The organism is Streptomyces shaanxiensis, from assembly GCF_039537145.1.
Lineage (GTDB): Bacteria > Actinomycetota > Actinomycetes > Streptomycetales > Streptomycetaceae > Streptomyces > Streptomyces shaanxiensis.
Window position 1 is genome coordinate 154,943 of sequence record NZ_BAAAZY010000010.1, and the last position, 21,622, is coordinate 176,564.

A 21,622-nucleotide genomic window follows, 5' to 3' on the forward strand; every position below is an offset into this window, starting at 1 on the left:
CTTCAAGGCCATCGGCTGACGAAGGGGTCCGAAGGTGCCGTCGATGCTCGATGCGGTCGTGGTGGGTGCGGGGCCGAACGGACTGACCGCTGCCGTGGAGCTGGCCCGCCGGGGCTTCTCCGTGGCCGTGTTCGAGGCGCGTGACACCGTGGGCGGGGGAGCCCGCACGGAGGAGCTGACCCTCCCCGGCTTCCGGCACGACCCGTGCTCCGCCGCACACCCCCTCGGCATCAACTCACCCGCGTTCCGGGCGATGCCGCTCGACCGCTACGGCCTTCAGTGGCTGCACGCCGAGCTGCCGATGGCGCACCCCTTCACCGACGGCAGCGCCGCCGTGCTGTCCCGGTCCGTCGCCGAGACCGCCGCCTCCTTCGGACCGCGCGACGCGGGCACGTACCGCAGGCTGGTCGAGCCGTTCCTGCCCAAGTGGGACACGCTGGCCCGTGACTTCATGTCCCTGCCTCTCACCGCGCTCCCGCGCGACCCGGTCACCCTCGCCCGCTTCGGCCTCGTCGGCCTGCCCCCGGCGACCTGGCTGATGCGCCGCTTCCGGGACGAGCGGGCCAGGACCCTGTTCTCCGGCCTCGTCGCCCACGTCATGGGGCCGCTCGGCGGCTTCGCCACCGGCGCCATCGGCCTGGTCTTCGCCCTCTCCGCCCACGCCCGCGGCTGGCCCCTGGCTCGCGGCGGCTCCCAGTCCATCTCCGACGCCCTCACCGCGTATCTCGAGGACCTCGGCGGCGCCGTCCACACCGACTACGAGGTCAAGCGGCTCGACGACCTGCCGCCCGCCCGGGCGTACGTCTTCGACACCTCACCCACCGCCCTGGCCCGCATCGCCGGCTTCGGCCGGTACTACGAGGGCTATCGCTACGGCGCCGCCGCCTTCAAGATCGACTACGCGCTGGACGGCCCGGTGCCCTGGACCGCGCCCGAGGCCCGGCGCGCGGGGACCGTGCAGATCGGCGGGAGCAGCGCGGAGATCGGCGCCGCGCTGCGCGCCGCGTCCCGGGAGGGCCGGGCGCCCGACAAACCGTTCATGATCACGGTGCAGCCCAGTGTCGTCGACCCCACCCGGGCGCCCGAGGGCAAGCACGTCTTCTGGGCGTACGGCCACGTGCCGAACGGTTGGACCGGAGACCTCACGGACGCGCTGGAGCGTCAACTGGAGCGCTTCGCACCGGGGTTCCGTGACCGCGTCCTCGCCCGCGCGACGGCGGGGCCGGCCGAACTCGCCGCCCGCAACGCCAATTACGTCGGCGGCGACATCGCCTCCGGCGCGGCCTCCGGGCTCCAGCTCCTGCTGCGCCCCAAGCTGTCGCTCTCCCCTTACAGCACTCCGCACCCGGCGGTCTACATCTGCTCGTCGGCGACCCCGCCCGGACCGGGTGTGCACGGCATGTCGGGGCACAACGCGGCCAAGGCGGTGTGGCGTCGGCTGAGGCAGCAGCCGTGAGACCGGTCAAACGACCCACGTTTACCGCCAGTTCTTGCCTCAGGGTAAGCAAATTCCGTGTCTTCTTTGTCACTTCTCTTACCGGGGGGTAGGTACCTGAATGGTCAACGGCTGCGAGTAAGGTGCGGCCATGAAAGATCGGAAAGCGGTTGTCCGCTGCGGATCCCGGTCTGCCGTGCGCCTCGCCGACCTCGCGCTGCTGGTCAGAGCGCCGGCCGCGCTGAGTGTCCCCGGTGACGTGATCGCGGGAGCGGCCGCCGCCGGACGCCCCCTGGGTGTCCGTACCCTCGGAGTGATCGGTTCCTCCGTGTGTCTCTACTGGGCCGGAATGGCCCTCAACGACTACGTCGACGCCACGGTCGACTCCGTCGAGCGGCCCGAACGACCGGTGCCGTCGGGGCGTGTCCCGCGCCGCACCGCTCTCGCCGTGGCCGGTGGGCTCACGGCGGCGGGGATCGGGCTGGCCGCGGCGGCGGGAGGGCGCCGCAGCGTGGGCGCTGCGCTGCCTTTGGCGGGGCTGGTGTGGGCGTATGACCTGAAGCTCAAGTCCACCCCGGCGGGGGGCTTCGCCATGGCGGGGGCTCGGGTTCTGGATGTTCTGGCGGGAGCGGTCGTTCCTGGGCCCGGTGCCGGATCGGTTGGTGCCGCGCTGCGTCGTGCCGCCGTGCCTGCCGCGCTGATCGGTGCGCATACCGGCACGTTGATGGCGCTCAGTCGACATGAGATCTCCGGTGCGCCGGTGCGGATTCCGATCAGGACCCTTGCTGTGTCGACGGCGACTGCGGTTGCCACGGCCGTTCCGATTGCCGGAGCGGATGCCGGCAGTGCCGGGAAAAGTCGCCTGCCGTCTGCTGCGCCGTCGTGGCTTGTCGCGCCCCGCGGCGGAGCCGCAAGTCGGCACAGCCCCGCGCCCCTTAAGGGCGTTGCCGTTGCCGCCCGTTCCAAGAAGCTCCGGACTGCCCTCACCGCTGCGGGCGCCCTCGCCTACCTCGGTACCTACGGCACCGCCCAGGCCCGCGCCGTGCAGGCGCCCTCGGCCGAGAACGTACGGAGTGCCGTCGGGGCCGGGATCCTCGGGCTGATGCCCCTTCAGGCGGCGCTGACCGCGCGCGGTGGAGCGCCTGTCGTCGCCGCGGCGCTCGGCGTCGTCCACCCCCTCGCGCGACGGCTGGCCCGGCGCATATCCCCCACCTGAGACCCACCACCTCCGTGTCAGGAACCGGCACCATGAGACCTCCCCCCACCTCCCTCAAGTTCGGCTACGGCACCAACGGCTTCACGCATCACCGGCTGACCGACGTCCTGGTCGTCCTCGCCGATCTCGGCTACGACGGCGTCGCCCTCACCCTCGACCACAACCACCTCGACCCCTACGCCGACGACCTGCCCCGGCGCGTCACCACCCTCGCCCGGCAGCTCGGGCGGCACGGCCTCGATGTCACGGTGGAGACGGGCGCGCCCTACTTCCTCGACCCGTGGGGCAAGCATCTGCCGACGCTGATGTCGGAGGGCTCCGAGAGCAGGATCGACCTGCTGTGCCGCGCGCTGCGCATCGCGGCCGACCTCGGCTCGCCCACCGTTCACCTGTGCAGCGGCCCGGTGCCGGACGGGCTGCCGGAGCAGCACGCGTGGCAGCGGCTCGCGGCGGGTGTGGAGGCCGTGCTGGAGAGCGCGGAGAAGTACGGAGTGGCGCTGGCCTTCGAGCCGGAGCCGTACATGTTCGTCGACACCGTGGAACGCTGCCTGCACCTGGCCCAACTGGTGGACGGGCACGAGCTGTTCGGGATCACCCTGGACATCGGCCACGCGCACTGCGTGGAGGAACGGCCCGTGCTGGACTGCGTGCGGCAGGCGGCGCCGCTCCTGCGCAACGTGCAGATCGAGGACATGCGGCGCGGCGTCCACCAGCACCTCGAATTCGGCACCGGCGAGATCGACTTCCCGCCCGTCCTGGCCGCCCTCCGTGAGCTCGGAAACCGCGGTCTGGTCTCCGTGGAGATCCAGGGCGGCTCGCTCGACGCACCCGACGTCGCCCGCCGCTCGATCGAGTTCCTGCGCGCGGCCGAACAGAGTGCCGCGGCCGAACAGCGGGCCGCGGTCGAGCAGGCCGGCGCGTCCGCTTAGACCGCCACGGTCGCGTGGACGCCGTAGAAGCACCCCCTCCGCCACCTTTCTCCCTCCGGCCCAACCCCTCCCACCTCCCAGGAGGTTGTCGTCCCATGGCTGTCCCGACCGCGTCCCCCACGGCCCCGCCGGATCCCCACCCCGCCCTGATCGCCGTACTGGACGACACGGCCCGCACCTGGCTGGACGAGAGCGCCGCCCAGGTCGCCGCCGATCCCGTCGCCGTGCGGCGTCTCTTCCCGGCCGTCCGAAGGCGCTGCGGGCACGGGCATCTCGACGAGCACTGGTCCGTCGACGAGGCCGCCCGGGCCGTCCTGCTCACCGCGCTGCCCCTGCGCGGCCAGGCCCTCGCCGACGAGGTCGCCCGCCTCCACCGGCACGGTGACCCGGCCGAGCAGCGCGCCGTCCTGCGCGCCCTGCCGCTGCTCGACCTGGGCGACCTCGCCCTGCCCCTCGTACGGGAGGCCCTGCGCGGCAACGACACCACCCTGATCGAGGCCGCCCTCGGCCCGTACGCCGCCGCGCACCTCCCGGACGCCGAGTACCGCCAAGCCGTACTGAAGTGCGTCTTCTGCGAGATCCCGCTCGACCGCGTCACCGGCCTCGACACCCGGGCCGATCGCGAACTGGCCCGTATGCTCGCCGACTTCGCCCACGAGCGGGTCGTCGCGGGACGGGCCGTACCCCAGGACATCCTGCCCGTCGTCCAGGCCTTCCCGGACGTCGTCGGCGGCCGCGCAGAACTCCAGCACGCACTCACGGACGTACTCAAGGAAGAGGGCTGACCGTGCGCATCTTCGACCCCCATATCCACATGACCTCCCGGACGACCGACGACTACGAGGCGATGTACGCCGCCGGAGTGCGCGCCGTCGTCGAGCCCGCCTTCTGGCTGGGCCAGCCGCGTACCTCGCCCGAGAGCTTCTACGACTACTTCGACGGGCTGCTGGGCTGGGAGCCGTACCGCGCCGCCCAGTTCGGCATCCAGCACTTCTGCACGATCGCGCTCAACCCGAAGGAGGCGAACGACCCCCGCTGCGTGCCGGTCCTCGACGAACTGGACCGCTACCTCGCCAAGGACCGGGTCGTCGCCGTCGGCGAGATCGGCTACGACTCGATGACCCCGGAGGAGGACGAGGCGCTCGCCCGCCAGCTCCAGCTCGCCATCGCGCACGAGCTGCCCGCCCTCGTGCACACCCCGCACCGCGACAAGGCGGCCGGCACCCGGCGCACCCTGGACGTCGTACGGGAGTCGGGCATCGCCCCCGAACTCGTCGTCCTCGACCACCTCAACGAGCTCACCGTCGGCATGGTCCTCGACAGCGGCTGCTGGGCCGGGTTCTCGATCTACCCGAAGACCAAGATGAGCGAGGACCGGATGGTCGAGATCCTCAAGGAGCACGGGACCGGGCGGGTGCTGGTCAACTCGGCCGCGGACTGGGGTCGTTCCGATCCGCTGAAGACCCGGAAGACCGCGGACGCCATGCTCGCCGCCGGATTCGGCGACGACGTCGTCGACGAGGTGCTGTGGCGCAACCCGGTCGCCTTCTACGGCCAGAGCGGGCGGCTGGAGCTGGACGAGCCCAAGCCGGACGAGGAGGCCACCTTCCAGGGCAACTCCATACGTCGCGGGGGAGCGTGAGCATCCGATGCGCTTCCTGCATCCGGACGGCACCACCGTCCACCTCGGCTACTGCAGCAACGTCCACCAGGCGGAGGACCTCCAGGGCGTCATCGCCCAGCTCGCCGAGTACGCCGAGCCCGTACGGGAACGCCTCGGCGCCGGCCGGCTCGGCATCGGGCTGTGGCTGGCCCGCCCGGTCGTCACCGAACTCGCCGACGACGAGGCCGCGTTGGGGCGGCTGAAGAGCGAACTGCGGGCGCGCGGCCTGGAGACCGTCACCCTCAACGCCTTCCCATACACCGGATTCCACCGCGAGGTCGTCAAGAAGGACGTGTACCTGCCCGACTGGGCCGACGAGGCCCGGCTGAAGTACACCCTGGACTGCGCCCGCGTCCTCGCCGCCCTCCTCCCCGACGACGTCGGCCACGGCAGCGTCTCCACCCTGCCGCTGGCCTGGCGCACCCCGTGGACGCCCGCCTGCGCGGAGGAGGCCCGGCACGCCCTGGAGCGGCTGACCACCGGGCTCGCGGCGCTGGAGGCGTGGACGGGGCGCCGTATCCGCGTCGGCTTCGAGCCGGAACCCGGGTGCGTCGTCGAGACCACCACCCAGGCGGTACGGGAACTGGGCGGACTGGACCCCGACCGGCTCGGCATCTGCCTCGACGCCTGCCATCTCGCCGTCCAGTTCGAGCAGCCGGGGGAGGCGCTGCGGAGGCTCGCGGACGCCGGCATGCCCGTGGTCAAGCTCCAGGCGTCCTGCGCCGTGGAGGCCGCGGACCCCGCCGACCCCGCCGCCCGCGCGGCCCTGCACCGGCTCGCCGAACCCCGGTTCCTGCACCAGACCCGCACGGCGGCCGACGGGGAGGTGCTGGGCGTGGACGACCTCCCGGACGCCCTCGACGGCGGGCTTCCCGCGGACGGCGGCCCCTGGCGGGTCCACTTCCACGCCCCGCTGCACTCGCGACCCGAACCCCCACTCCGTACCACCGCCGACCAGCTCGACCAGGTCTTCGCCGGACTGCTGGGCGGCGCCTCGGCCGACTGCGACCACATCGAGGTCGAGACCTACACCTGGTCCGTCCTCCCCGAACCGCCCGCCGATCTGCCCGGCGGCATCGCCGCCGAACTCGCCTGGGCCCGTGACCGGTTGACCGGCCTCGGCCTCAAGGAGGACCCCTCATGAACCGCGTGGTCGTACTCGACATCGTCGGCCTCACCCCGAAACTCCTGGAGCACATGCCGGCCGTCGCCGCCCTCGGCGAACGCGGCTTCCAGGCCCGGCTCGACACCGTGCTCCCGGCCGTGACCTGCACCGTCCAGTCCACCCTCCTCACCGGCGAACCCCCGTCCACACACGGCGCGGTGGCCAACGGCTGGTACTTCCGCGACCTCGGCGAAGTCATGCTGTGGCGCCAGCACAACGCCCTCGTCGGCGGCGAGAAGATCTGGGAGACGGCCCGGAGGACCAACCCCGACTACAAGGTCGCCAACATCTGCTGGTGGTACGCGATGGGCGCCGACGTCGACTGGACGGTCACCCCGCGCCCCATCTACTACTCGGACGGCGCCAAGGAACCCGACTGCTACACCTGGCCGCCGTCCCTGCACGACGAACTCACCGACCGGCTCGGCCCGTTCCCCCTGTTCACCTACTGGGGCCCGAACGCGGGCATACCCTCCACCCAGTGGATCCTGGCCGCGGCCCGCCAGGTCTTCGACGAGAAGCGCCCCGACCTCACGCTCGTCTACATCCCGCAGATGGACTACGAGCCCCAGCGCTCCGGCCCGGACTCGCCCGCCACCATCCGCGCCGCCCGTCAACTCGACGACTCCCTGCGCCCGTTGCTCGACCATTTCCGACGCGAGGGCGCCACGGTCGTCGTGCTCAGCGAGTACGGCATCACGCCCGCGTCCCGTCCGGTCGACATCAACCGCGCCCTGCGCCGGGCCGGGCTGCTGGAGGTGTACACGCAGGACGGCATGGAGTACCTCGACCCGTGGACGTCGCGCGCGTTCGCGGTCGCCGACCACCAGGTCGCCCACGTCTACGTCCGCGACCCCGCCGACATCGAGGCGGTGTCGAAGATGGTCGCCGAACTGGACGGCGTGGAGCGGGTGTTGGGCGCCGAGGGCAAGGCGGCCCACGGCCTGGACCACGAGCGCTCGGGCGAACTCGTCGCACTCGCCGACCCCGACGCCTGGTTCACGTACTACTACTGGCTGGACGACGAGCGCGCCCCCGACTTCGCCCGCCAGGTCGAGATCCACCGCAAGCCCGGCTACGACCCCGCCGAGCTCCTCTACGACGAGACCGTCCCCGCGGTGAAGCTGCGCGCCGTCGGCCAGGTGGCCCGCAAGAAGCTCGGCTTCCGCTACCGACTCAAGACGGTCCCGCTCGACCCGTCCGGCGTCCGCGGCAGCCACGGCCGCCTGCCCGCCGACCCCGCCTACGGCCCCGTACTGCTGTGTTCGGAGCCGGACCGGGCGCGGGAGGCGTACGCCGCCACGGAGGTCAAGTCCCTGCTGCTGGGCCTCGCAGGCCTGCACACGGAAGGTACGGAGAAATGACGACCCATCCGCCCCTCCCCACGATCCGCCCCCTGCTCGACCCGGCCCCCGAATACGCCAAGTGGCAGTCCGAGGAGCCGGTCCGCCGGGTGACGATCTGGGGCGACAACAGCCCCTGGCTCGTCACCGGCCACGAGGACGCCCGTACGGTCCTCGCGGACCCGCGCTTCAGCGCCGACGCCAACCACCCGAAGTTCCCCCACACCCGCCCCGGAGCACCGCCGCAGGCCCCCGGCCTCTTCCACCAGATGGACCCGCCGGACCACACCCGGCTGCGCCGCATGCTGATCCCCGACTTCACCTTCCGGCGCATCGAGCAGATGGAGGGCGCGATCCGGCGGATCTGCGACGACCTGCTGGACGCGATGACGGACGGCGGTGCGACGGAAGCGGACCTGGTGGCGTCGTACGCGCTGCCCCTCCCGACCCTGGCCATCTGCGAACTGCTCGGCGTCCCGTACGAGGACCACGGTTTCTTCCGCGAGAAGTCCAACGCCCTCACCAGCGTGGCCGGTGACCCGGCCGAGGCGATGGCCGCGCGCATGGCGCTCTACGGTTACCTGCGCGCCCTCATCGAACGGCGCACGCAGGACCCCGCCGACGACCTCGTCTCCCGCCTGGCCACCGAGCGCGTGGCCACCGGCGAGGCCACGCTCGACGAGGCCACGGGCATGGTCTCCCTGCTCCTGCTGGCCGGCCACGAGACGACGGCGAACATGTTCCCGCTGGCCGTGATCGCCCTGCTGCGGAACCCGGCCCAACTGGACGCCCTGCGCGCCGACGACTCCCTGTGGCCGGGGGCGGTGGAGGAGCTCCTGCGCCATCTGACGGTCATCCACTCCGGGATACGGCGGGTCGCCACGGAGGACGTCGAGCTGTCCGGGGTCCGCATCGGTGCGGGGGAGGGTGTGGTGGTGGCGTTGCAGGCCGCCAACCGCGACCCGTCCCTCTACTCCACCCCCGACGCCCTCGACGTCCACCGCGACGCGGCCGGCCACCTCGCCTTCGGCCACGGCCTGCACCAGTGCCTCGGCCAGTCGCTCGCCCGCGCCGAACTCCGCCTGGGCCTGTCCACCCTGTTCCGCAGGCTCCCGAGCCTGCGGATGACGGCCCCTGAGGAGTCGTTGGCCCTCTCCGCCAGCACGGTCCACGGGGTGCGCGCGCTGCCGGTCGCCTGGCGGTGAACCCGGGCCGGGCCGACCGCACCGATACGGCCGGTCGGTCCGGCTCATGGCCTGATACGGCTGATATAGAGGCAGTCATGACCACCATCAGGCTCGTCCAAGGGGACATCACGCGCGAGAGCGTCGACGCGATCGTGAACGCCGCGAACTCCTCCCTCCTCGGCGGGGGAGGAGTCGACGGCGCGATCCACCGTCGCGGCGGCCCCGAGATCCTCGCCGAGTGCCGCAAGCTGCGAGCCTCCCACTACGGCAAGGGCCTGCGGGTGGGGCAGGCGGTCGCCACGACGGCGGGGAAGCTGGACGCGCGGTGGGTGATCCACACGGTGGGCCCGCGCTTCACCCCCGAGGAGGACCGGTCGGAGCTGCTTGCGTCCTGCTACCGGGAGTCGTTGCGGGTGGCGGACGAGCTGGGTGCCCGAACCGTAGCCTTCCCGGCCGTCTCGGCGGGCATCTACGGGTGGCCGATGGAGGACGCCGCCCGGATCGCCGTGGAGACGGTGCGGGCGACGGAGACGGCGGTCGAGGAGGTCAGGTTCGTCCTGTTCGACGAGAAGGCGTACGACGCGTTCGCCCGGCACGTCAGCTGACCGCGACGAAGCTCGCACGAACTCACACGTACTCACACGAACTCACACGACGGGGCTCACACCCGGAACAGCTCCGCCGCGTTGTCGTGGCACACAGCCCGCAGCCACTCCTCTCCGAGCCCCAGGCGTTCCAGGGCGTGCAGCTGGTGCACGTACGGATAGGGGATGTTGGGGAAGTCGGAGCCGAGCAGGACGCGGTCGCCGAGCGCGGACAGTCTGGGCAGGGCCCGGCGGGGAAACGGCATGAACCCCTCGGTGAAGTCGGTGCACGCCATCGTCGTGTCCAGTCGTACCTCGCCGTACCGCTCGGCGAGGCCGAGGAACTCCTCGTACTCGGGCATGCCCAGATGCGCGACGATCAGCCGCAGCCGGGGATGCCGCGCCAGAACCCCGTTGATCGGCTCGGGGCCGGTGTGCTTGCCGGGCGCGGGCCCGGAGCCGCAGTGGATCACCACGGGGATCCGGGCCTCGGCCAGCAGCCCCCAAGCGGGGTCGAGGAGTTGATCGGCCGGGTCGTACGCTCCCACCTGCACATGCGCCTTGAAGACGCGCGCGCCCGCCTCGACGGCCTCCCGGACGTATGCCTCGACGTCCGGCTCGGGGAAGAGGGTGGCGGTGTGCAGACAGTCGGGGGTGCGGCGGGCGAAGTCGGCCGCCCAGGCGTTCAGCCACCGGGCCATGCCGGGCTTGTGCGGGTAGAGCATCGCGGTGAAGGCCCGTACGCCGAACTCCCTGAGCAGGGCCGTGCGTTCCGCTTCCTGCTTGCGGTAGGTGATCGGCCATTCGACTCCACCGGTCAGTGGTCCGAGCGTGTCGAAGTAGCCCCACACCTTGCGCAGGACGCGCTCGGGCATGAAGTGCGTGTGGACGTCGACCAGCCCGGGAAGACCGAGTCGCTCCCAGAAACGGCGGACCTCGCCGGCATCCCCGTCCACGGGCACATCCTCGCGGTGATCGTTCACGTCGCCCACGATCGTCCCCGGTGAGTCGGCGGTCCACCCTCTCGCGGAAGAGATCCTTGAGGGATCCGTCACTTCGGAGCCCACGGAGCGACATCTTTCCCCGCAGCGCAGGAGGGCGCCGTTCGACGCCGGTTTCCGTCCCTCCTACGACGTCGAGCCCCGCAGCGCCCGCCGAAGCCCGGAGGCGTCGTGAAACCAGTGCGTCCGGAAGCCCAGTAGCCGAGCCGCGTCCACGTTCGCCCGGGTGTCGTCGACGAAGAGGCAGCGTGCCGGGTCGGCCTTCGCCGCCCTGCTCGCGTGCAGAAAGGCCTCCGAGTCCGGCTTCGCGTACCCGAGGTCGCAGGACACCAGTAGCTCGGTGAAGCACCCCAGCTCCGGATGCATGGCCCGAACGACCTGCCAGTAGGCGCGGTCGACATTGGACAGCAGCACGAGGCGGTGATTCTCGGCCAGCGCTTCGACGAGGCCGGCCATGCCGGGCATCGGCCAGGAGTAGGGCTCGAGCCAGGCGTCCTCGAACTGCCGGTACGTCAAGGCGAGTCCGTGTGCCTGGACGAGCCGGCGATGCACCTGCCGCAGGCTCACCTCGCCGGTGATGATCTCGCGGCGGGCCATGAGTCCGTCGAGGCGTCGGAGGGCGTCGTCGGGGTCGGCGCAGTGCCTGGCCAGTCGCGCGGGCACGATGTCGTTGTCGAACCCGATGATCACGCCGAAGAGGTCGAGGACGAACGCGTCGACGCGCTCGGTTCGGCTCACGGCCGGTCTCCCGTCGTCGCGGAGGGTGTTGCTGCCGGCGGATCCGGTCTCCGACGGCCGGCGCAGCACCTCATGGCCGGGGCTGCTGCGTCCCCTGGGGCTTCGGCTCGTCCGGGGTGACGGTCTCCCCCTGGATCACCTGGGGCGTGGCCGGATCGTCCTCGTCCTTCATCGCCCTGGCCTCGGCCTTCAGGATGCGTGCCGACTTGCCCGCCGAGCGGGCCAGTTCGGGGAGCTTCTTCGCGCAGAGGACGGCTATGACGACGAGGAGGATGATCGCGAGTTCGCTCAGTCCGAACATGAGGGTCCTGTCCTTCTGGTGAGCCGGGTGATGTGCGCCGGCGCGGCCAGGACAGCATACCCTTGAAATCTACAGTACTGTAGAATGTCTTTCGGTGGAAAGGAGACAGGGCATGACGGATCGCCGGCAGCGCCCCCGGCGCCGGGGGCAGGGCGAGCTGGAGGTGCTGGTCCTGTCGGTGCTGCGGGAGGCGGACGGGCCGGCGACGGCCGGCTGGGTGCAGGAGCGGCTCGGCGGGGACCTCGCCTACACGACGGTGATCACGATCCTGACCCGTCTGCTGGCCAAGGGTGCGGTGACCCGGGAGCGGGCGGGCCGGTCCTTCGCCTGGACGCCGGCCTCGGACGAGGCGGGCCTCGCGGCACACCGGATGCGCAAGGTGCTGGATGCCGAGAGCGACCGGGAGGCCGTCCTGGCCAGCTTCGTCACCGGCTTGGGGCAGGACGACGAGCGGCTGCTGCGTGAGCTGCTGGGGCACTCCCGGAGCGAAGGGGAAGACTGACGCCTCATGGGGGTCTTCGCCTTTCTGCCGCTCGTCCTGCCGCTCACGGCGTGGCCGATCGCACGCCTGGCCGAGCAGCATCTGCATCCCCGTACCGCCGCGAGGCTGCTCACCGGCGTCGCCGCGGTGATGGCGCTGTGCAGCACGGTGTGCCTGGCCCTGGTGATGGTCGTGGGCACCGCCCAACTGCCCGGCAACCCGCTGCCCGACGGCTGGTCGGACCCCGAGGTGCGGGCGGCGGTGCCGTACGACGAGGTCGTCGGCAAGGCGGCGATCCCGGCACTGTGCGCGGTGGTCGTGGCCTGCGGCCGGACGCTGTGGCGGCACCGCCGGGTCCGTCGCCGCGCCCACCGGGCGCTCGCCGGGCTGCCCGGGACGGGAGTCGCCGTACTCCCCGACGAGGTGCCGTACGCCTACGCGCTGCCGGGCGGTCGCCAGGGGCGCGTGGTGGTGACCACCGCGCTGCTGGACTGCCTCGAACCCGCCGAACGACGGGCCCTGTTCGCCCACGAGCGGGCCCATCTGGCCGCCCGGCACCACCGCTTCCTGCTCACCGTCCAACTGGCGGCGCGTGCCAATCCGTTCCTGCGCCCGTTGCGTACGGCGGTGGCGTACGCAGCGGAACGCTGGGCGGACGAAGAGGCGGCCCGGGTGGTCGGTAGCCGTCGGACGGTGGCCGGCGCGATCGGCAAGGCGGCACTGGTGTCCCGCGGCGGTCCGCCGACGGCGCTGGCCGGGTTCGCGGCGCCGGGGCCGGTGCCACGCCGGGTGGCCGCGCTGCTCGGGCCGGCTCCGCCGGTGCGGCGCTGGCCGTCGCTGTTCACGTCGGCGGGCCTCGCGGCCTGGGGCGCGGCCGCCGGGACGGCCGTATCGGCGATGTCGTCCGCGAACTCGGCGGTGACGATGGTCCTCATCCTGCGCGCGGCGACACCCCTCTGAGCGAGGGGCGCCCACGAGCGGCGCGGGTCTCGGCAGGTCAGAGGTCGAACTCGTGCGGCGGCAGGTCGAGCGCGTAGCACGCCTCGCGCACCACGGCCCGCTCGTCCTGGTCGAAGTGGCCGTCGGCGCCGCCGATGACGATGCCGATCTGGACGACGGCCCGCGCCTCGGCCGGCTTCTTGCGCGCCTTGGCGATCTCCTGCAGCACGCTCACCTTGCCGAACTCGAAGTCGGCGACGAGCCGGTCGAGGTTCTCCTCGAAGCGCCGGCGCAGGTCGTCGGCGGGGAAGTTCCCCAACACCTCGTTGCCGGCGATCAGTTGGGCCACGCGCTGTCGCTCGGAGGGGTCGACGGTGCCGTCGGCCGCGGCGACGAGCGCGCACATGGCCATGCTCGCGTCGCGGAAGGCGCCGCTCTTGAGGTCGTTCTTCTTCGCCAGCAGCTGGGTCTGCATCGTCGATGCGGATTCCCTGACGCGGTCCCACAGGGCCATGAGAACTCCAAACGGGTACGGGGTTTCGGCGGCAGCCCGTGCCGGGCGGCCGCTTCTTCTACAGTGATGTAGAAGTTAGCAGGAGGGTTTGCGAGGGTTCCCGTCCGGGGCCGGATCGAGGTTCCGTGAGGGCGGCGGCGGGGTTGTACGCGGGCTCAGGTGTATGGCTAGGGTGCTGGCAATGTTCCGCGCTGACGCCACACCGGTCACTGACGCCACCGCCGTACCGGAACGACGGCGGCAGCCGCTGTCGTCCGCAGGGGCGGGAGCGAGACGCGCCGAGGTGCGGGACCCCTACCTCGACAACGCCAAGTACCTGGCGATCCTGCTGGTGGCGACGGGGCACGCATGGGAGCCGTTGCGTGAGGGCAGCCGGTCCGTCACCGCGCTGTACATGCTCGTCTACGCCTTCCACATGCCGGTGTTCAGCACGCTCTCCGGCTACTTCTCGCGCGGCTTCGACACGCGCCCGGAGCAGATCAGGCGGCTGGTGACGGGGCTCGTCGTCCCGTATGTCGTCTTCGAGGTGGCCTACACCTGTTTCACCCGATGGACCTCCCACGACCCCGACCGGTCGATCAGCCTGCTGGATCCGCTGTACCTGACCTGGTACCTGGCGGCGCTGTTCATCTGGCGGCTGACCTCGCCCGTCTGGCGCCTCGTGCGGTGGCCCATGCCGGTCGCGCTCGGTCTCGCCATGCTGGCGACCGTCTCACCGTCCATCGGTGACGACCTCGACCTCCAGCGCGTGCTGCAGTTCCTGCCGTTCTTCGTGCTGGGCCTCTCCCTGAAGCCGGAGCACTTCGAGCTGGTGCGCCGCCGCGAGGTGCGCCTTCTGGCCGTGCCGGTCCTGTTCTGCGCGCTCGCCGTGGCGTACTGGGCGGTCCCGCGGATGAACTACGCCTGGTTCTTCCACAGCGACAGCGCGCAGGAACTGGCCGTCCCGGCCTGGTGCGGGCCTGTGATGACCCTGGCCACCTTCGGCTGCTCGGCCGTGCTCGTGGCCTGCTTCCTCGCCTGGGTGCCGGGGCGCCGGACCTGGTTCACCGTGCTGGGCGCGGGCACGCTGTGCGGCTATCTGCTGCACGGCTTCGTCGCCCAGGGCGCGGAGTTCTGGGGCTGGTACGACGGTGCCTGGGTCCGGCAGCCGGCCGGCGAGGTCACCGTCACGCTGATCGCGGCGGCGGTCATGACCGCGCTGTGCGCCCCCGCCGTGCAGCGAGTCTTCCGCCGGGTGACGGACCCACGGTCCGCCCATGCCCTCCTCGGGCGGGCACGCCGGTTCCCGCCGGCCGCCCTTCAGCGGTTACGCGGGGCCACCAGGCCGGACTCGTAGGCCAGGACCACGAGCTGGGCGCGGTCGCGCGCGTGGAGCTTGGCCATGGCGCGGTTGACGTGGGTCTTCGCGGTCAGGGCGCTGATCACCATGCGGTCCGCGATCTCGTCGTTGGACAGGCCCTGCGCGACGAGGGCGACGGCCTCCCGCTCGCGGCCGGTCAGCTCCGTCAGCCCGGCGCCGGCGGCGGGGCCGGTGTGGCGCGGCTGCGTGACGTACTGGTCGATGAGCCTGCGGGTGATCGACGGCGCGAGCAGGGCGTCGCCGCGCGCCGCGACGCGCACCGCGTGGACGAAGTCCTCCGGCACGATGTCCTTGACGAGGAATCCGGCCGCGCCGGCGCGCAGCGCGTCGAAGACGTACTCGTCGAAGCCGTAGTTGGTCAGGATGACGACGTGCACCCCGCTCAGGGCGGGGTCCGCCGCGATGCGCCGGGTCGCCTCGATGCCGTCGACGACCGGCATCTGGACGTCGATCAGGGCGATGTCGGGCAGGTGTTCCCGGGCCAGCGCCAGCCCCTCCTCGCCGTCGGCGGCCTCGGCGACCACCTCGATGTCGTCCTCGAGGTCGAGGAGCGCGCGGAATCCGCTGCGGATCAGCGACTGGTCGTCGACCAGCAGGACACGGATCATGACGTTCGGTCCACGGGGAGTTCGGCCTGGACGGTGAAGCCGCCCTCGCCTCGCGGTTCGGCACGCAGCCGGCCGCCGAGGGCGGTGACCCGCTCGCGCATGCCGAGCAGTCCGACGCCGGGCGTCGGGGCGGTGCCCGGCGTGGCCCGGCCGTCGTCGTCGACGCGCACCGCGAGGGCGTTCGGGCGGTAGTCGACCCGGACCGACGCCGTGGCGGCGTCCGCGTGCCGGGCGATGTTGGTGAGCGACTCCTGGACGATCCGGTAGACGGTACGGTCCACCGCGGCCGGCACGTCGTGCCGCCGGCCCTCGATCGTCAGCGTCGCGTCGAGGCCGCCGGCCCGGGCCCGTTCGACCAGTTCCGGGACGTGGTCCAGCCCGCGCGGCGGAGCCGTGCCGTCGTCGCGCAGCGCCTCCAAGGTCGCGCGCAGCTCCCGGCTCGCCTCCCGGCCGGCCTCCCGGATCGCCAGCAGCGCCTCCGGTACCGGTTCGCCGCGCTTGCGGGCCGCGTGGACGGCGACCTCGGACTGCAGCTTGACGACCGAGATCTGGTGGGTGAGCGAGTCGTGCAGTTCCCGGGCGATGTGCAGCCGCTCCTCGTCGGCGCGACGGCGCGCGGTCTCCTCCCGCGTGCGCTCGGCCTCGTCCGCCCGGCGCTCGGCCTGGCGCAGCGCTTCCCCCGCGGCACCGGCAGCGATCAGCCAGGCCACCTCCAGGGCGCCCCTGGCCTGCGCGAACGCCTCGCCCGTGTCGTGCAGACCCGAGGCCAGGGCCGCGACGGGCAGGGCGGCCAGCATGAGCACGCTCGCCGCCACCGTGACCGTGCGGTGCCCCGCCCGTACGGCCGCGTACACCGCGAACAGGTACGCGACGGCGGGCACGTCGAAACCGGCCGCCTGGTAACCCACCGCGCACGCTCCGGTGACCGCGAGCACCGGAACCGGAGCCCGGCGGCGCGCAGCCAGCGCCAGGCCGCCGGCCACCAGCAACGCGTACCCGAGCACCTCGGGGCTCGTGCCGGAGTGCTGCTCGGACAGCCCGGTGACCAGCAGCACGGCCGCCACGCAGCCGGCGATCACCCAGTCTCCGACACCGGGCGGGAGACCGGACAGACCTGTCCTCATGCCTGTCCTCATGCGCGCACCGTAGCCGGGTTCCCGACGCGGGCGAATCCGGCCTGCGGATGAGCGGTCGCCTACCGCGCACGCAGTACGGACGAGGCGGCTGCGGCGTCGGCGGTAGACGGGCACGGTGCCGGTGGCAGCGCGAAGTGCCTGCGTGCGGGGGACGACCGGGGGTGGGCCCGCAGGACACGCTGGGTGACGACCGAACCGCGAACGCGGGGCGTGAGCGAGAAGCCCACGCAGGCCGCGCATGAGAGACGTACGGAAAGAGGCGAGGGACATGAGCGCATCAGGAGCCCCGATGTCGGTCCGGCGTGTGCTGACCGCGACCGCGGCCGCCCTGCTCGGAGGGTTCTGGCTTGCCGCACCGGCGGTCGCGCAGGCTGCGGCCCAGCCGTCCGCCGCCGGTGTCACCGACCTGAGCGCCGGGCGGGTCGTGGCCATCGTGGCCGGTGTGCTGGGCCTGGTCGGTGCGGCCGTCGGCGTGGTGGCGCTGGCCCGCCCCGCCGGCCGGTTCAGCGCCTCCGGGCGACTCGGCACCGTCGTGCCGCCCGCGGCGGGGCTGACCGCCCTGGCCCTCGGAGGGCTGGTCGTGGCCACGGCCGACGGCGGGCTCGGCACCGGCAACGGGCTGGGCGGGGGTGTCGTGGCCATGGTGCTGGGACTGATCGGAGTAGTCCTCGGCGGACTGGCCCGGTCCCGGTCCCGCCGTCTGGTCGCACCGGACGGCCGTCGGACCGGGTGACCGCGCTGCTCGCCGACCGGGGCGGCTCTTCATCGGACCGGCCTTGCACCAGCCCTCCTCAACAGCGCCGCCGCGGCCCGACTGCGGCGACGGCGCCGTGCCGAGGCTCCGCACGACATGACACCCGCATGGACACCGGATGCGCGGCCCTGCTTACCGTGGACCCATGACGGCACCGCTGGACGTACTGGTGGTCGGCGCGGGACCGACAGGCCTCGCGCTCGCCGCGCAACTGCGCGCCTACGGGGCCGGGTTCCGTATCGTCGACCGCTCCCTGGACCGCGTGCGCGAGTCCCGGGCACTCGGCATCCAGCCCCGCACCCTGGAGGCACTGGCGGGCTTCGGAGTGACCGATGCGCTCGTGGCCCGCGGCAACCCCGCGATGCGGCTGCACCTGCACCTGACCCGGCGCACCGTGTCGCTCCCGCTCTTCGACATCGGGCTGCCCGACACCCCGTACCCCTTCCTGCTGTTCCTCGCGCAGGCCGAGACGGAGAACGTCCTCGGTGAGCACCTGGCAGCACGGGACGTGGCGGTCGAACGCGGCACCGAGCTGATCGCGCTGGAGCAGCAGGGCCCGCACGTCGTCTGCCGGCTGCGCGGTCGCGACGGCACGGAAGAGACCGTGACGGCGCGCTACGTCGTCGGCTGCGACGGCGCCCACAGCACCGTGCGCGACCGGGCGGGCATCGACTTCGAGGGCTACGCCTATCCGCACACCTATCTGCTCGCCGACCTGGACGTCGACGGGCTGGAGTCGGGCGCCGTGCACTCGTTCATGACCGGGGGCGGGATGCTGTTCTTCTTCCCGCTCGGTTCGCCGGCACCCTGGCGGTTGCTCGCCGTGCGGCCGTCCGACGCCCCGGACGGCAAGGTGACGCTGCCGCTTCTGCAAGGGATCGCCGACCGGTACGGCGCGCAGGGGCTGGTCCTGCGGGATCCGGTCTGGATGACCGACTTCCGGCTCCACAACCGCGGTGCCGCCCGCTACCGGTCCGGGTCCTGCTTCCTGGCCGGCGACGCGGCCCACATCCACAGCCCGGCCGGGGCGCAGGGCATGAACACCGGCATCCAGGACGCCCTCAACCTGGGCTGGAAGCTCGCCCTGGTGTGCCGGGGCGCCGCACCCCGGGAGCTGCTGGAGACGTACGGGACCGAACGTTCCCCGGTCGGCCGTGAGGTACGGCGCTTCACCGACCGTGCCTTCACCATCGGCACCAGCCCGCATCCCGTTCTCCGGTTCGCGCGCTCCCAACTCGTCCCGCGCCTCGCCCCGTTGGTGATGCGGGCGAGGGCACCACGCGCGTGGGTCTTCCGCACCGTCTCCGAGCTCGGCATCCACTACCGCCGCAGCCCCGCCTCGACCACGGGCCCGCGACAGCCCCGCCGCGGCCCGCGAGCCGGCGACCGGCTGCCGGACCGCCCGCAAGGCCTTCAGGCCCGGACCGCCGCCCCCGGCTGGCATCTGCTCCTGACCGGACCGCCGCACCTGTGGCCGGACCGGCGGCTCGCCCCGGTTCTGGCCGGCCGGGAGGACCTGATCACCGTGCACCGCCTCGGCGACCGGAGTCCCTGGCCGGGCGTCGCCCAGGCACTCGTACGGCCCGACGGCCACCTCGGCTACGTCGCGGGCGGTGCCGAGCCGGAGGGGCTGCGGGACTACGTCGCCCGCTGGCTGCCGACGGAGCCCATGTGACGCACGGGCACACGGGGTGAACGGCTCGGGGCGTTGATCCGTACCCCTCTTCGTGCCGTCACACCGAGGAAGCAGAGGAAGCAGCTTCGTGCAGTCACAGCGAGGAAGCATCGGCCGCGTCGCCACGGCCGGCAGTCTGGTGCTCCTGCTCCTGTCCACCGCGTGCAGCGGGGGTGAGGACAAGGGGGCCGCGTCGAAGAGCAGCCCGACGAACGTCGCGGCCACGACCGTGGCCGGCGTCGTGGCCCCGGCGAAGGTCGAGGTGATCGCCGACCTGACGGGCTGCAAGGTCAAGATCCGGACCGAGGCGGACGAACTGCGCGAGGGCGTCTGCCGGACGGAGAAGGGCGACTACCTCATCACGACGTTCCCCGCGGAGAAGTACAAGCTGACCTGGCTGGACGCGGCCGCGGTGTACGGCGGCAAGTACCTGGTCGGCACCCGCTGGGTGGTCAGCGCCAAGCCGAAGCTGCTCGAGCAGCTCCGTCCCCGACTGGGCGGAAACATCCAGCAGTTGCGGGGCGTGGGCCCGGCCCCGACCACGTCGTGACAACCCGCCCGATACGGGCGGGGGAGTGCGGGGAGTGCCTCACTCGGCCGTGTCGCTGATCCCCAGACGCAGATGCTCCACGTGGTACACGGCCTGGTCGAGCAGCTCGGCGACATGGTGGTCGTGCAGCGCGTACACGACCGACCGGCCGCGCCGCTCACCGACCACCAGGCCGAGATTGCGCAGCAGCCGCAGCTGATGCGAGCAGGCGGACTGCTCCATGCCCACCTCCGCCGCCAACTCCGTGGCAGGCAGCGGCCCCTCGCGCAGACGCGCCAGGATCAGCAGGCGGGAGGGGGTGGACAGGGCCTGGAGGGTGGTCGCCACCTTGGCCACGTTGGCCGCGTCCAGGCGTACGCGCTCAACGGCGTCCTTCGCGGCGGTGACGGCTCCATGACCCATGAGGGGCATCCTACCCACCACACCAGAACACATGAATGATTATTCATGTTCCGGAGTGGTCTGGGCGCCGGGGTGATCCGGCGGATCCCAGGACAGCAGAGGTTGATGTCGGATTCTCGCCAGCTCTCGTCGTCCCCCGTGGCCGATGCTGGACGTATGCAGAAGGGGATGCACACCCACACGGAGCGCTGCGTGCGCGCCGTCCAGTCCAAGGACGCCCGCTTCGACGGCTGGTTCTTCACGGCGGTCGTGACGACCGGGATCTACTGCCGGCCCAGCTGCCCGGTGGTCCCGCCCAAGCCGGAGAACATGCGGTTCTTCCCGAGCGCGGCCGCCTGCCAGCAGGCCGGGTTCCGGGCGTGCAAGCGCTGCCGCCCGGACACCAGCCCCGGTTCCCCGGAGTGGAACCAGCGCGCCGACCTCGTGGCCCGCGCGATGCGGCTGATCTCCGACGGCGTCGTGGACCGCGAGGGCGTGCCCGGCCTGGCCGCCCGGCTCGGCTACAGCACCCGGCAGATCGAACGCCAGCTCCTCGCCGAACTCGGCGCCGGCCCGCTCGCCCTGGCCCGCGCCCAGCGCGCCCAGGCGGCCCGCCTCCTCATCGAGACGACGCCGCTGCCCATGGCGGACATCGCCTTCGCGGCCGGCTTCGCCTCCATCCGCACCTTCAACGACACCGTCCGCGAGGTCTTCGCCCTCTCCCCGACCGACCTGCGCGCCCGCGCACCCCGCAGCACCCCGGGGAACACCCCGGGCGCCCTGACCCTGCGCCTGCCGTTCCGAGCCCCGCTCAACCCCGACAACCTCTTCGGCCACCTCGCAGCCACCGCCGTACCGGGAGTCGAGGAGTGGCGGGACGGCGCGTACCGCCGCACGCTCAGGCTGCCGTACGGCCACGGCATCGTGGCCCTGACCCCGCGGCCCGACCACATCGCCTGTCGCCTCACCCTCAGCGACCTGCGCGACCTGACCGTCGCGATCAGCCGGTGCCGCCGGATGCTCGACCTGGACGCCGATCCGGTGGCGATCGACGACCAGTTGCGCACGGATCCGCTCCTGGCATCCCTGGTGGACAAGGCGCCCGGCCGCCGTGTGCCACGCACGTCCGACGAGGCGGAGTTCGCCGTACGGGCCGTCCTGGGCCAGCAGGTCTCCACGGCTGCCGCCCGCACCCACGCGGCCCGCCTCGTCACCGCCCACGGCGAGCCGGTCGACGACCCCGAGGGCGGCCTCACCCACCTCTTCCCGACCCCCGAGGCGCTGGCGGCGCTGGACCCGGAGTCACTGGCGATGCCCCGCACCCGCCGCACGACCTTCACCACACTGGTACGCCAACTCGCCGACGGCGAGGTGCGCCTGGGCCCGGACAGCGACTGGCCGGAGACCCGGGCCAGGCTCCTGGCCCTTCCCGGCTTCGGCCCCTGGACGGTCGACGTCATCGCGATGCGCGCCCTCGGCGACCCCGACGCCTTCCTCCCCACCGACCTCGGAATCCGCCGCGCCGCACAGGAGTTGGGCCTGCCGTCCACTCCGGCGGCGCTCACGGCCCGGGCGGCGGCCTGGCGCCCCTGGCGGGCGTACGCCGTCCAGTACCTGTGGGCGACGGACAGCCACCCGATCAACTTCCTCCCCGTGTAAGGA

The 21,622-nt window shown here is 72.4% G+C and carries 23 protein-coding genes; 16 read left to right on the forward strand and 7 right to left on the reverse strand.

The window, feature by feature from the left end:
• Positions 1-43 precede the first annotated feature (43 nt).
• The 9 genes from ABD932_RS14755 (at position 44) to ABD932_RS14795 (ending at position 9,543) form a co-directional block, all read left to right on the forward strand.
• Entirely contained in the window at positions 44-1,456 is a 1,413-nt protein-coding gene (locus tag ABD932_RS14755) for a phytoene desaturase family protein (protein WP_345012656.1), read from the forward strand.
• Between the two features lie 130 nt (positions 1,457-1,586).
• Entirely contained in the window at positions 1,587-2,651 is a 1,065-nt protein-coding gene (locus tag ABD932_RS14760; protein WP_345012658.1) for an SCO3242 family prenyltransferase, read from the forward strand.
• A gap of 32 nt (positions 2,652-2,683) precedes the next feature.
• Positions 2,684-3,580, forward strand: a complete 897-nt coding sequence (locus ABD932_RS14765) for a sugar phosphate isomerase/epimerase family protein (protein ID WP_345012660.1) — start codon at positions 2,684-2,686, stop codon at positions 3,578-3,580.
• A gap of 95 nt (positions 3,581-3,675) precedes the next feature.
• Positions 3,676-4,365 (forward strand): EboA domain-containing protein, encoded by a 690-nt coding sequence (locus tag ABD932_RS14770; protein WP_345012662.1) that lies wholly within the window; start codon positions 3,676-3,678, stop codon positions 4,363-4,365.
• A 2-nt stretch (positions 4,366-4,367) separates the two neighbouring features.
• A complete protein-coding gene (locus ABD932_RS14775; protein WP_345012664.1) occupies positions 4,368-5,222 on the forward strand; it encodes a TatD family hydrolase in 855 nt (284 codons plus the stop codon).
• A gap of 7 nt (positions 5,223-5,229) precedes the next feature.
• Entirely contained in the window at positions 5,230-6,387 is a 1,158-nt protein-coding gene (gene eboE, locus ABD932_RS14780; protein WP_345012666.1) for a metabolite traffic protein EboE, read from the forward strand.
• Positions 6,384-7,772: an alkaline phosphatase family protein gene (locus tag ABD932_RS14785; protein WP_345012668.1), complete on the forward strand. Its 1,389-nt coding sequence runs from the start codon at positions 6,384-6,386 to the stop codon at positions 7,770-7,772. Before eboE ends, ABD932_RS14785 begins: the two co-directional genes overlap by 4 nt.
• Positions 7,769-8,956, forward strand: coding sequence for a cytochrome P450 (locus ABD932_RS14790; RefSeq protein WP_345012670.1), 1,188 nt, complete (start codon positions 7,769-7,771; stop codon positions 8,954-8,956). Before ABD932_RS14785 ends, ABD932_RS14790 begins: the two co-directional genes overlap by 4 nt.
• Positions 8,957-9,033: 77 nt before the next feature.
• Entirely contained in the window at positions 9,034-9,543 is a 510-nt protein-coding gene (locus ABD932_RS14795) for an O-acetyl-ADP-ribose deacetylase (RefSeq protein WP_345012672.1), read from the forward strand.
• 56 nt (positions 9,544-9,599) lie between these two features.
• On the opposite strand, the gene ABD932_RS14800 is transcribed toward ABD932_RS14795, so the two are convergent.
• The 3 genes from ABD932_RS14800 to ABD932_RS14810 all read right to left on the reverse strand — a co-directional run bounded on the left by ABD932_RS14800 (position 9,600) and on the right by ABD932_RS14810 (position 11,562).
• On the reverse strand, positions 9,600-10,505 hold the full coding sequence (locus ABD932_RS14800) for an amidohydrolase family protein (protein WP_345012674.1): 906 nt from the start codon (positions 10,503-10,505) through the stop codon (positions 9,600-9,602).
• A gap of 144 nt (positions 10,506-10,649) precedes the next feature.
• Positions 10,650-11,261: an HAD family hydrolase gene (locus ABD932_RS14805; protein ID WP_345012677.1), complete on the reverse strand. Its 612-nt coding sequence runs from the start codon at positions 11,259-11,261 to the stop codon at positions 10,650-10,652.
• A gap of 70 nt (positions 11,262-11,331) precedes the next feature.
• Positions 11,332-11,562, reverse strand: coding sequence for a twin-arginine translocase TatA/TatE family subunit (locus ABD932_RS14810; RefSeq protein WP_345012679.1), 231 nt, complete (start codon positions 11,560-11,562; stop codon positions 11,332-11,334).
• A gap of 112 nt (positions 11,563-11,674) precedes the next feature.
• Between ABD932_RS14810 and ABD932_RS14815 the strand changes: the two genes are divergently transcribed.
• Complete coding sequence (locus ABD932_RS14815; protein ID WP_345012681.1) at positions 11,675-12,064, forward strand: BlaI/MecI/CopY family transcriptional regulator; 390 nt, start codon at positions 11,675-11,677, stop codon at positions 12,062-12,064.
• A 6-nt stretch (positions 12,065-12,070) separates the two neighbouring features.
• A complete protein-coding gene (locus ABD932_RS14820; protein ID WP_345012683.1) occupies positions 12,071-13,003 on the forward strand; it encodes a M56 family metallopeptidase in 933 nt (310 codons plus the stop codon).
• A gap of 37 nt (positions 13,004-13,040) precedes the next feature.
• Here the strand turns inward: ABD932_RS14820 and ABD932_RS14825 are convergent, their stop codons facing one another.
• Complete coding sequence (locus ABD932_RS14825) at positions 13,041-13,496, reverse strand: tellurite resistance TerB family protein (RefSeq protein ID WP_345012685.1); 456 nt, start codon at positions 13,494-13,496, stop codon at positions 13,041-13,043.
• Positions 13,497-13,677: 181 nt separating this feature from the next.
• Between ABD932_RS14825 and ABD932_RS14830 the strand changes: the two genes are divergently transcribed.
• Entirely contained in the window at positions 13,678-14,832 is a 1,155-nt protein-coding gene (locus ABD932_RS14830; RefSeq protein ID WP_345012687.1) for an acyltransferase family protein, read from the forward strand.
• Here ABD932_RS14830 and ABD932_RS14835 read toward each other — a convergent pair.
• Both ABD932_RS14835 and ABD932_RS14840 read right to left on the reverse strand, forming a co-directional pair.
• On the reverse strand, positions 14,796-15,464 hold the full coding sequence (locus tag ABD932_RS14835) for a response regulator (protein WP_345012689.1): 669 nt from the start codon (positions 15,462-15,464) through the stop codon (positions 14,796-14,798). The genes ABD932_RS14830 and ABD932_RS14835 overlap by 37 nt on opposite strands.
• A complete protein-coding gene (locus ABD932_RS14840; RefSeq protein WP_425587463.1) occupies positions 15,461-16,600 on the reverse strand; it encodes a sensor histidine kinase in 1,140 nt (379 codons plus the stop codon). The genes ABD932_RS14835 and ABD932_RS14840 overlap by 4 nt, the downstream gene beginning before the upstream one ends.
• Positions 16,601-16,889: 289 nt before the next feature.
• Here ABD932_RS14840 and ABD932_RS14845 point away from each other — a divergent pair, with 289 nt between their 5' ends.
• The 3 genes from ABD932_RS14845 (at position 16,890) to ABD932_RS14855 (ending at position 19,579) form a co-directional block, all read left to right on the forward strand.
• On the forward strand, positions 16,890-17,333 hold the full coding sequence (locus ABD932_RS14845) for a DUF6223 family protein (RefSeq protein WP_345012691.1): 444 nt from the start codon (positions 16,890-16,892) through the stop codon (positions 17,331-17,333).
• A gap of 166 nt (positions 17,334-17,499) precedes the next feature.
• On the forward strand, positions 17,500-19,029 hold the full coding sequence (locus tag ABD932_RS14850; RefSeq protein WP_345012693.1) for an FAD-dependent monooxygenase: 1,530 nt from the start codon (positions 17,500-17,502) through the stop codon (positions 19,027-19,029).
• A gap of 88 nt (positions 19,030-19,117) precedes the next feature.
• The gene (locus tag ABD932_RS14855; protein ID WP_345012695.1) at positions 19,118-19,579 is read left to right on the forward strand and encodes a hypothetical protein; all 462 of its coding nucleotides are present in this window, start codon (positions 19,118-19,120) and stop codon (positions 19,577-19,579) included.
• A gap of 39 nt (positions 19,580-19,618) precedes the next feature.
• On the opposite strand, the gene ABD932_RS14860 is transcribed toward ABD932_RS14855, so the two are convergent.
• Positions 19,619-19,981 (reverse strand): ArsR/SmtB family transcription factor, encoded by a 363-nt coding sequence (locus ABD932_RS14860; RefSeq protein ID WP_345012697.1) that lies wholly within the window; start codon positions 19,979-19,981, stop codon positions 19,619-19,621.
• 168 nt (positions 19,982-20,149) lie between these two features.
• On the opposite strand from ABD932_RS14860, the gene ABD932_RS14865 reads away from it, so the two are divergent.
• Positions 20,150-21,619, forward strand: a complete 1,470-nt coding sequence (locus ABD932_RS14865) for an AlkA N-terminal domain-containing protein (RefSeq protein ID WP_345014401.1) — start codon at positions 20,150-20,152, stop codon at positions 21,617-21,619.
• Positions 21,620-21,622 lie beyond the last annotated feature (3 nt).